The 10,098-nt window shown below is 61.6% G+C and carries 9 protein-coding genes; 6 read left to right on the forward strand and 3 right to left on the reverse strand.

The features are described from left to right. The first annotated feature begins 135 nt into the window (after nt 1-135). From OSA81_09995 to OSA81_10005, 3 genes are all read left to right on the forward strand, one after another. Nucleotides 136-1,149, forward strand: coding sequence for a hypothetical protein (locus OSA81_09995; GenBank protein MDE0899338.1), 1,014 nt, complete (start codon nt 136-138; stop codon nt 1,147-1,149). Nucleotides 1,150-1,153: 4 nt separating this feature from the next. Next, nucleotides 1,154-3,340, forward strand: a complete 2,187-nt coding sequence (locus tag OSA81_10000; protein ID MDE0899339.1) for an IPT/TIG domain-containing protein — start codon at nt 1,154-1,156, stop codon at nt 3,338-3,340. A gap of 261 nt (nt 3,341-3,601) precedes the next feature. Beyond that, nucleotides 3,602-4,231, forward strand: a complete 630-nt coding sequence (locus OSA81_10005) for a hypothetical protein (protein MDE0899340.1) — start codon at nt 3,602-3,604, stop codon at nt 4,229-4,231. Here OSA81_10005 and OSA81_10010 read toward each other — a convergent pair. Further along, nucleotides 4,174-5,115, reverse strand: coding sequence for a DMT family transporter (locus tag OSA81_10010; GenBank protein MDE0899341.1), 942 nt, complete (start codon nt 5,113-5,115; stop codon nt 4,174-4,176). The genes OSA81_10005 and OSA81_10010 overlap by 58 nt on opposite strands. Before the next feature lie 481 nt (nt 5,116-5,596). On the opposite strand from OSA81_10010, the gene OSA81_10015 reads away from it, so the two are divergent. Together OSA81_10015 and OSA81_10020 are read left to right on the forward strand one after the other, a co-directional pair. After that, a complete protein-coding gene (locus OSA81_10015) occupies nt 5,597-5,848 on the forward strand; it encodes a hypothetical protein (protein ID MDE0899342.1) in 252 nt (83 codons plus the stop codon). A gap of 131 nt (nt 5,849-5,979) precedes the next feature. Further along, nucleotides 5,980-7,014 carry an aminotransferase class V-fold PLP-dependent enzyme gene (locus OSA81_10020; GenBank protein MDE0899343.1) on the forward strand — a complete coding sequence of 345 codons (1,035 nt, stop codon included), beginning with the start codon at nt 5,980-5,982 and terminating at the stop codon, nt 7,012-7,014. A gap of 22 nt (nt 7,015-7,036) precedes the next feature. On the opposite strand, the gene dacB is transcribed toward OSA81_10020, so the two are convergent. Continuing rightward, complete coding sequence (gene dacB / locus OSA81_10025) at nt 7,037-8,746, reverse strand: D-alanyl-D-alanine carboxypeptidase/D-alanyl-D-alanine-endopeptidase (protein ID MDE0899344.1); 1,710 nt, start codon at nt 8,744-8,746, stop codon at nt 7,037-7,039. 55 nt (nt 8,747-8,801) lie between these two features. Beyond that, the gene (locus tag OSA81_10030) at nt 8,802-9,266 is read right to left on the reverse strand and encodes a transcriptional repressor (protein MDE0899345.1); all 465 of its coding nucleotides are present in this window, start codon (nt 9,264-9,266) and stop codon (nt 8,802-8,804) included. Between the two features lie 250 nt (nt 9,267-9,516). On the opposite strand from OSA81_10030, the gene OSA81_10035 reads away from it, so the two are divergent. Next, a complete protein-coding gene (locus OSA81_10035; protein ID MDE0899346.1) occupies nt 9,517-9,933 on the forward strand; it encodes a hypothetical protein in 417 nt (138 codons plus the stop codon). The last annotated feature ends 165 nt before the right edge of the window (nt 9,934-10,098 follow it).

Genomic DNA, 10,098 nt, shown 5'->3' on the forward strand with positions numbered 1-10,098 from the left:
GAATGAGTACCTCGCCGACGTATTTTTCAATGATTGAAATTATGGAACGCCACAGGCAAATTCCTGTTGGACCATCGCTTGCGGCACTCTGACCGCACGATGTAACACCTTTCGTTCGCGATCGTTTCAGCCAATATGTCACTTCGATACAGGCTTTTACTCGGCGCGTTGCTCCTCAACGGGACTCTCGGCGTCGTAGGCCCCTCCGATGCCGAGGGGCAGTTCTCCACTTCTGTGCGAGTGGAGGAGAATTTTCGACGTGAACCGAACGGCTTGGTGCTGGCACGAATGGACCCAGGTGCCCCCGTCCGCGTGCTCGCCACGGAGGGAAATTGGACCGAGGTAGAAATCGAGGGCTGGGTTTGGCAGCGTTCCCTTCAGGCGAGTGAGGATCCCTCCATGGATCTGGTAGTGTCGGAATCGGAAGGGGAGAATCTCCGATCTGGGCCGTCCGGAACGATCTTGGGAAGACTCGAAGAAGGCACACTCCTCGAAGAACTGAGTCGAGACCCGGCATGGGTTCGAGTGTCTCGTGTCGGCTGGATCTGGACCGGCTCACTTCGGGAGTCCACTTCGACCTCGGACGACACGGTCCACCCGACGATGACCACCCGGCCCGCGACTCGCGCGCCGGCAGGTGTGCAGAATCTTGGCGAAGCGGGTGGGCCGATCTTGGCCGCACCTGACGGAGACACGCTCGCCGTGGCCGCCCCCGCCAGTGACCTCGAGGTGCTCCAGCGAGAAGGAAATTGGGCCCGGGTGAGACTGGAAGGCTGGATGTGGATGCCGGCGCAATTCGGATTGGGAGACGCAGACGAGACGGCCGAGTCACTCGAGCCGGAGGACTTTGTTAGTGACCCGGATGCATACGCAGGCCGTGTCGTCGAGTGGACGATCCAGTTCATTTCTCTGGAACGCGCCGAGGCTGTCCGGACGGACTTTTTCGAGGGGGAGCCCTTCCTTTTCGCTCGATTCGGGGGCAACGACGGCCCGTTCGTTTATGTGGCGCTGCCTGCCGATCGGCTCTCCGAAGTGGAGGGGTTGGTGCCTCTCGAGGAACTTTCCGTTACCGGTCGAGTCCGGACGGGATCCTCTGATTTGACTGGAGCCCCCATCATCGACCTCATTTCCCTACAACGAATCCGATAGCAAGATGTGGACGAACCAGGCTGTGGCTTCTCGGGCACTCGTTGCGGTGCCGCTCCTCGTAGCTTTCGCTTGTAGTTCAGGCCCGACTGAAGTCATTCTGCAACCGGTGGAGACGATCGTCGCCGCCGGTGACCACCAGTACGGAACCGCGGGGCAGATCCTGCCCACGTCGCTCCACGTTGTCGTGCGGGGGATCACGACCGAGCTTCCGCGGGCGGATCGAAACGTCCTCTGGACTGTGGAGTCGGGTGACGCTGAGATCGTTGGGATCGCCAGCGTCTTGACCGATGAAGCCGGCTCGGCTCGCGTGAAGGTCCGTCTCGGGACAGCGACAGGAGAGGTCTCCATTCTTGCCCGGGTGCAGGACCAGGAGAGCTCGAGCGCGGTGTTTACCCTGTATCTGGTGGATCGTCCTGTGCTTGCGACTGTGTCCCCGGCTACGGCCTCCCCAGGTTCATCCGTTACACTGACCGGCCAAAATTTCAGCCCGGACGCGGATCACAATGTAGTTCTCTTTTCTGGGCTGCGCGGGAGAGTCACTGCCGCCTCGACAACTCAACTGACGGTCACTGTGCCACCGTGCCTCACATCGCGGTCCGTGGTGATCACCGCCCAGTTGGGCATAGTCGCGAGTTCCTCGACTTCCCTTCAGATTTTATCTGCGGGGAGTGTGGAGTCGCTTGCTGTAGGTGAATCGGTATCTGCGACCGACCCCGAAGGTTTTTCATGCGTGACGGTGCCGGGCGACGGAGCCACCAGTTATCTGGTGATGGTGCAATCCACTAGCGAAGTTGGGGCGGCGATGCATCCAGTGTCGTTTTTCGGCCTCAGCGCCGACGGCAACCCCTACGCCTCGGTCGTCGACACGCGCGCCCGGGCTGCGATTGCGGCCCCCTCTACGGTTCTTCTCGACGGCCCCGGTCGCATGCAGGCCAACTGGGATGCACGTCTGCGGGAGTATGAGGCCGAAATCACTCGGGGCAGGGGCCAGGTCCAGACAGACGTGCCCGAGGGAGATCGTGCTCAACGCGTCGACCGCCCGGCCGCGGTCCCGATCCTCGGTGAACAGCGGACCTTCGAAGTGTTTCGGGATGTGGGTGATTTCACTGAAGTGACTGCAACCGCCCGCCACATTGGTCAGAGGGCTGCATTCTTCGTCGATCTGAATTCGCCGGAGGGCGGATACACGCCGGCCGATCTGCAATATTTTTCCGATACTTTCGACCAGATCATCCATCCGATGGTCACTTCATCGTTCGGGGCAGAGTCAGATCTCGACCAGAATTCTCGCATCGTCGTCCTGCTTACACCGGCCGTGAACGCCCTGACGCCGCGGAGCGCGAGCGGTTTCGTGGGAGGATTTTTCTTTGGAGCCGATCTCCTCCCGAAACTGCAAGGCAGTAACGCCGCCGAGATTTTCTATTCACTCGTACCGGATCCCGGTGGCGTTTTCTCTGATCCTCGGCCCCGGGACAAGCTACTGGAGGTGACGCCAGCGATTCTCGCTCACGAGTACCAACACATGGTTCACTTCAACGAGCGCGTTCTCGTCCGGGGGGCCGAAGCAAACGAGGCGACATGGCTCTCGGAAGGGTTGGCCCAGTTCTCAGAGGAGCTCACGGCGAGAGAGTTTGATAATGCCGGAGATGCCGACGCCGCTGAGCTATTCCGGGATGGCGCGGTCGACCGATCCAGGCGGTACCTCGCAGGCCCGGATAGCGTCTCTCTGCTGATTTCGAGTGGACAGGGGACGCTGGCCGAGCGGGGCTCGGGATTCCTGTACGTCATGTATCTGGTGGACCGATTCGGGTCCGACCTCGTTGGACGACTGACGCGTACTACGAACACCGGGGCACGAAACGTGGAAGCTGAAACTAGAACCGATTGGGCTACCGGATTGTCGGACTGGTGGTCGGCGGTTTGGATGGACGGAGAGAACGGGTTGCCAGATACACCAGGGTTTCCCGGCGTCGATCTGAAGGCGTTTCTTGGGGATCCGTTTCCGCTGGAAGCCGACGTGACAGGGCAGGGTGACTTTGCGCTTTACCAGAACCTGCGGTCAGCTTCCGTAGCGTACTACATTGTTACTCCGGCGGCGGGTGGTTCAATGACGCTTCGGGTCGGCGGGGAGTCAGGTGGAACGAGCCTTGCTCAGGCAGGGGTGGAGATGCGAATTATCCGCATTCAGTAAGGGTTGTGAGCCGTGGAGGGTTGAGCCTTCTTGGGTGGTGGCTCGTAGGGTCGAAGGTTCCACGAGAACGATTTTCTGGCGAAGCGAATGCGTTGCTATACATGCGGTGAACCTCTCCAACCGGGCGCGAACCGGTGTCCGACCTGCGGAACATCCGCGCCGGTCGGCATGGCGATCTCTCGATCGTCAGTCGGAGTGCGCCGTTGTCCGCGCTGCTCCTATCAGGGCGAGGGGATGCCGTATTTCCGTCGAGCAGGTCATGTGGGACTCCTCCTGTGTGCCAGCCTCTTCACCTACGGTTTTGGTGGCCTCGTGTACTGGCTGGCCCGCCGAAAGCACCTCGTGTGCCCTCGCTGTGGGCTCGGCTGGGAGAAGGCGTCGGGTGCCCTGGCTGTCACCGGACCGGAGCCCGAGCGCCGTCTGATCGAGGCCGATCCTGATGAGGTCCTGCCCAGTACGGGGATCAAGCGCCGTGTCCTTGGGACCGCCATGGTGCTCTTAGCGAGCCTGCTCGTTCTCATCGGCTTCGTCGAATGGGAAATGGTGGCGGTTGTCTTTGGATCGGTTCTGGGCGGCGGTGGCTCATTGACTTTCTACTGGGGGTGGCTGGGTTCCCAGAATCGCCTGAACACGATCATGCAGGGTCTGCAGAGGAAGATTCTCAAACTTGCGACTAGTCGCGGTGGGATGTTGACGGTGACCGAGGTCGCTTCCGGCCTCAATCTCGCTCTTCCGGCGGCCGAGAAGATTTTGGAGTCGATGGACGACGGGTTCCGCGTCCGCTCAGAGATTTCGCCCGACGGGGTCCTCTACTACGAGTTCCCGGAGATCGTTCACCGTTCGGAGCTCGGTTCCTCGGTCGGCGATCGGAATCTGGGGTCAGCCGACTGAGCTAGGCGTGCGATCGTAAGGCCCGCAAGGATCACGCCTGCACCTGCCAGTTGTAGCGGCGTTGGGCTCTCGTGCAGCCAGAACCATGCGGTGGCCAGGGCCGCTACCGGGACCAGGTTCGAATAGATGGCCGTGCGGTTGTTTCCGAGTATTTGCACACCGCGGTACCAGAGAAGGTATGCGAGGCCGATCGCGAGAAATCCCGCGTAGGCTATTCCGAGCCAGGTGCCTACCGTGACCGTCGTGAAATCCGTGCGCATGACGGCCGGTAACCCGATGAGGACCAGAATTGGTGTGCCCGCGTAGAGATTCCACGCTGTCATCCGGAGTGCACCGTACCGTGCGACGGGTGCTCGACCAGCGACGGTGTAGATCGACCAGATGATCGACGAGAGAACGATCATGAGGTCCCCCCGCATGGTGTTGGATCCCAGGGATATCTCGTCTCCGCTACCCAGCACGACAAGCACCATTCCCGCCAGTGTCCCCGTGACGCCAAACGTTACCCAACGGGTGGGGCGCTCATGCCCGGCCAGAGCAGACAGTATTACGGTCCACACCGGAGTAGTCGACAGGAGCAGACTCGCGTTTCCGGCCCTGGTCCAATCGATTCCGTAGATGAAGCAGAGCTGATACGCCACGTTCCCGAGTGCTCCCAATAAGAGAATCCTTGGGACATCCTCACGGGCGGGGCGGGCAAGTCCTGGCCGACTTCGAACCATGACCCCCAGTGCGATCGCGGCAAGCGGAAAGCGTAGCGCATTGAGCGCCAGTGGTTCAATCTGCTCTAGAACCACCTTCACCACGGTGAAATTTACGCCCCAGATCCCGGCTAGGAGCAGCAGTCCGAGGTCTGGCGTGATGTCTCTGGAATTCTTGGGCATCAGCGGTCCGTGCGCGAAGCGTCGTGTGGCGCCGGAGCGCGGAAGTAAGTTGAGCGCAACGTCCGAACCCCGCCACAGAGTGTCCGTGTCCATCGGACATGTGCTGAGGCTCGATGACTACCCAGACCGCCGAGGGCATCGGCTGGCGCTATTGCGTGCGTTCCGCTTCCGAGACCGGGGCCTGTCGGTCTCAGGTCAATCGCTCCGATGGGCGGATTCACCCCACGCCGACCGCTGATTGACTGAGCCCGGTCGGAGTGGCGAAAGCGACCCGCGTCAGCCCAAGTAATTCAAGCGGGGTTGTCTTCCGCGGGGAGCTACAAAATTACCTCGGTGCAGCACCGACCGAGCTGGTCGACCTGGGTGTTTTCCCGGCGGTGCTCGGGCGCTTCCTTGACGTTTGTGGACTCCGTGATAGGCTAGGGGACGGTCGACCGTCGCGTGACGGGCGCGGATTCCTCACCCCTTTGAATTCAGGCACATGAAAGAATTTTCAGACGCGGAAGGTCTCACTTGGGTGGCGTCAGTCGAGGAAGATCTGGGTACGGATTACAAGGGCCGGTTCTACCTAGTGCTTACTCCGGCTGAGCGCGGTGCTCCGGTCGCTTTGGGTGACGTTCGATGGAACAGTCCGCGCACGGCCCGACGCTCGATTGAGACGATGTCTGTGGTCGAGCTCAGGCGTCGACTTCGTTCCGCCGCAGGACGGCACAACACCGCCACGACGCCCTGACCCACCCGATCGACGCCGCCCTCTTCCCGATACGGCGCCGGGAATACCCCGAGCCACCACAGGGAATCTTCCTCAACGCTGCGAGTTGGGGGCTCAACCCTCGCAGTGCTGTCGAAGAAGCAGCAGACCTCATGCTGCGCCGCAATCTGACGCATGGCTTTGCGGAAGCCGAACTAGGGTCGATCCAGCGCCGCTGTCGAACTGCTGCCGCAGCGATCATCGGGGCTGTGGCGGACGACATAGCGCTTGCCCCGAACACGTCGTTCGGCATGAATCTGGCTGCATCGCTGGTTTCTTCCGGACCGGTGGGAGCTATCGTCGTCTCCGAAGGTGAGTTCCCGGCGAACGTACTTCCCTTCCTGGCGCTCGAGGGGAGGGGCTTCCAAGTCCGGATCGTTCCGTGCGGTGCTGATGGTCTCCCCGATGAGGGCAGGCTCCTGCGGGAAATTGAGATGCCGGACGTGGTGGCACTGTCCGTTTCAGCTGTCCAGTTTGCCACGGGCGTGCTCATGGACACCCACCGCCTTGGCGATGCCTGTCGCAAACTCGGCATCCTGTATTTTATCGATGCGATCCAGGCCATCGGAGCGACACCGTTTTCAGTGCAAGACAGCGGGGCGGACCTCTTAGCGTGCGGCGGGCAGAAGTGGCTGTGCGGCCCATGGGGCTCGGGCTTCGTCTGGATCAGCGAAGAGGCACAAACTCGTTTCGACCCTCCCATGGTCAGCTGGCTGGCGACGGCTGATGGGGCCGATTTCGACAACATGCTCCACTACCGAATGGACTGGCGTCCGAATGCGAGAAAATTCGAGCTCGCGACGCTAGGCATTCAGGACTATCTGGGGCTGGCGCGCGCGCTTGAAGTGCTGCTCGAGGTTGGTGTCGCGGAAGTGCGAGCGCAGCTCGAGCGCCTCCATGCGCCCGTCCTGGCCTGGGTGGCCGAACGTGATGACGTCCGTCTGATCACCCCGCCTGAACGCTCTCGTCGCGCCGGCATTCTGTCTTTCATCCCTCCGAATGTTCCAGCGGCAGCGGCGGCCCTTCGGGCAGCCAATGTGATTTTCTCCCTGCGAGAGGGGGTCCTGCGGCTCGCGCCACACTGGTACAATACGGTGGACGAGACGGAAGAGGTCGTCCGAATTCTCGAGTCGACGCGCAACGACTGAGTCTGTTCAGTCGCGCCCGCAGCTAGAGGTCGGCGCCGCCTCGCTGCGGAAGGTCGAGCCACTGGCCGGCTACGATCCGATTGGCCTCGACTCTCGGATTTACCCGAAGAAGCTCTTCCACGGACACACCGTATTGTAGGGCAATTCCCGAGAGATTCTCGCCGCGGGCGATTCGGTGACGATCTACAAATGCGGTGGCCTGACGGGTCGGCGAAGCAGCTTCGGGTGCAATATCCGGGACCGTGCCAGGTGAGCGGCGAAATTCGGCCAGCCGAGCCCCGATCTGGTTCTCCACATGCTTGGCTCGCGACTGCGACCGCGACCCGTTGACGAGAAGCGAGAAGGCAAGCCTTTCTCCATCAGCGGATCGGACCATGCCGGATAGCGCCGACACGCCTTCAATGGTGCCCGTCTTTGCTCTCAGGTTGTCTGCAGCCGCAGTCCGGTACATTCGCCGCAGCTCCCGTCGTGTACCGGCTCGGGGGAGGGACGCCCAGTATTCGGGCCAAAGCGGGCCGTCGCTCATTCCGTCGATGATCTGCACGAAGGCCCCGGCGCTGACTCGATTGCCTTCGGACAGACCCGATCCGTCATGCTGGATGAGGCCCGTCGTGTCGACACCGATCTCGTACAGGATTTGGCTGACTGCCCGTGCACTCGCTTCGGGGGTCCCCACACCTTCAGCTGCTCGTCCGACGGCCCGAAACACGAGCTCGGCAAAGAGATTGTTGCTCTCCTTGTTGATGACGGCGAGGTACTCCGCGAGTGGTCGGGACGTGTGGGACGCGACGACGCGAGGTCCTAGATGGCCGAGCGCCGGAGCCGAGATCCTTCCAATCGCGGACTGGGCGGGGAGTTCGACTGATCTCGTCGTCCCGTAGATCGTGAACTCGCGCTTCTCGAGTGCTGCGCGGAAGGTGGCCCCGACGAAGTCGGCTGGCCGGGCGACCGTCATCTGGCGCCAGACATCCCGGGACCCTACGACCATGCGGCCTTCGATCCGTACCGGCTCAAGAGGGTCATCTCGAAAAATCGCAAGGCGAGGCCGGGCCCGACCCGAGGTCATCTGCGCCGTGATCTCGACCTCGAGCGCAGAGTGAGGCGGTACGGTCTCCACAATGGGCGGAGTTCCATCCGACGCAGACTGGATCCGGAAGGACACAACATTTTCATTGTAGGATAGGGCGGAAACAGCTGCCGTGAAGTGCTCGTTAAGATCGCGCGGATCCCAGCCACTGTCCCTCAAGGGGCCTGGAAAGAAGGAGGCGTCCGCAACGATATCGCCGGCAATTGTGCGGATACCGGCGAGCTCGATCTCGTCGATCAGGCGCTGAAAGACTTCGTCCTTTCGCCCGTAGTATCGATCCGATATCCCCGGGTCGCCTGTCCCGTAGATGATGAGGTCGCCTTCGAGAACACCGTTCTCGACAGGGCCATCGGCAAGCACCCAGGTGCGGAATCGGTAGTCAGGACCAAGAACGTGGAGCGCAGCAGCCGTCGTTAGCAGCTTGACGTTGGAGGCGGGCGCCAGAGGAGCATCTGGCCCGATGGCGAACAATGTGTCCTGGGTGTCGAGTGAGACCACAAGCGCCCCCCAGGTGGCGTCACCCCAGCTGACTTTCCCGAAAGCAGCCTGCAGACGCTCCTCGAGCGCCTCCACACCCTGAGCCGCGGTCATCTGCGGAAGTGCGGCAAGGACCAGTCCCAGACTGATCGTTACCGAACGTACCAACGCGGCCCTGCGGCCGGAGAATCGGCCTTTCAAGGTACGCGGAACCAGAGTGCAGTCAGGCTGAGGCCGGCTTGCGGCCTGGTTTCGGAACACATTCAGCGCAGTACCCCGCGAGCTCTAGGCGGTACCCCGTGACGGTGAATCCCGCTGCCTTGTCACGAAGCCCCTCGATCTCGGTCGGTGCGATCTCACCGATCAGGTCCACGACACGCTCGCAGACGACGCATCGGGCGTGATGGTGAGGGTCGGTCCGGCCGTCATAACGGGCAGAGTGATCCCCGTACGTGAGTTTGACGGCAAGCCCACACCCGACAAGCGTCTCGAGACTCTTGTACACGGTCGCCAAAGAAATACCGGGGAGGTCCTGACGCACCGTGACCAGCACCTCGTCGGCGGTTGGATGGACATCTGTTCGCGCCAGATACCTGAACACAGCCGCCCGCTGTTCAGTGAACCGCTGGCCGCTGGCCTCGAGGGCCTCGCGAAGCATGCGGTCTCTGGAATTGGTAATCAACGACATTCTTTCGACGTTTCGCAGGTGTGCGGGACGATGTGAATCATTCATCGATCCTTACTTTACAAGGCTTCTGGAAAGGGTGTCAACCGAAATGAGCCCCGGCAAAGAACAACCCAACCTCACTCTCGAGCCCCTTGTAGCTGCGGTTCGCGCAGGGGTCGAACGCGAGAGGTCGGAACTCTCGGGGCTCCAGAAAACGACGAGCCATCAATTCGAAGAGAGATGGAAAGGGGATTCCACCCCGAGCGCGTAGATGTTTTTTCATCGACCCGTTGGCTCGGATGAGGCGAGCATCGATGTGTATCTGGACGAAACGAGTCTTGGGCTGAGCGGAAATTGGGCGCTCGTGGTTGATCTCGTGGACCTGGGCGAGCGCGGGGACGCGACCCGTGTTCTTCGAAGACTGGCCGCGGCGTCGATGGCGGCACTGCCAGAGCACGAGCGGCGGCCTGTCATTCTCCGCTTTCGGCTTCCTGGAGCGGGTGCGGAGACGGGCCGGGCCGAAAAACAGAGGTCCGGTTCAAGATACGCATCGCCGGACGCACTATCGCGGCCGGATCTGTTGCGGTGTCCCAGTTCGCCGAAGGCGTTACCCGTGCGTTCGACACCTTGCTGGGAGGAGCCGGACCTGCAGGCGCTTGTTTCCCTTGGGAATGGCTTTTCCACCTGAATCGAGATCATGCTCGTCGTCCATCGGCGAGCAATCGCATGCCGTTGAACACAACGACGATCGTCGAGCCTTCGTGGCCGATGACTCCGACCGTCAGTCCGATCCACCCCATTAGAGCGGCCACTACCAGCCCGGCCATCACCGCTAGAGAAAACACCAGGTTCT

Source organism: Longimicrobiales bacterium (assembly GCA_028823235.1).
Lineage (GTDB): Bacteria > Gemmatimonadota > Gemmatimonadetes > Longimicrobiales > Gaopeijiaceae > UBA2589.